Genomic DNA, 287 nt, shown 5'->3' on the forward strand with positions numbered 1-287 from the left:
GAAGCCGGTCGCCACGGTGAGCGCCATCAGCGAGAGGTTGTTGAGCGAGAAGCCCAGCATGTAGATCACCGCCACCGTGCCGAGCAGCGAGGTGAGCACGGCCATGGCGGGCACCAGCGTGGCGCGCAGCGAGCGCAGGAACAGGCTCACCACCCCCACCACCAGCAGCGTGGCGATCAGCAAGGTGATCTCCACTTCGCGCAGCGAGGCGCGGATCGTGGTGGTGCGATCGCTGGCCAGATGCAGCTTCACATCGGCGGGGATCGACGCCTGGAGCCGGGGCAGGG

1 protein-coding gene is annotated in these 287 nt (G+C 68.3%); it reads right to left on the minus strand.

Translation table 11 applies throughout. The features are described 5' to 3' along the window. The coding region (locus NLU14_RS21515) for an efflux RND transporter permease subunit (protein WP_275710469.1) at positions 1 to 287 on the minus strand (287 nt) is incomplete at both ends.

It is taken from the genome of Marinobacter iranensis (assembly GCF_029207565.1).
Lineage (GTDB): Bacteria > Pseudomonadota > Gammaproteobacteria > Pseudomonadales > Oleiphilaceae > Marinobacter > Marinobacter iranensis.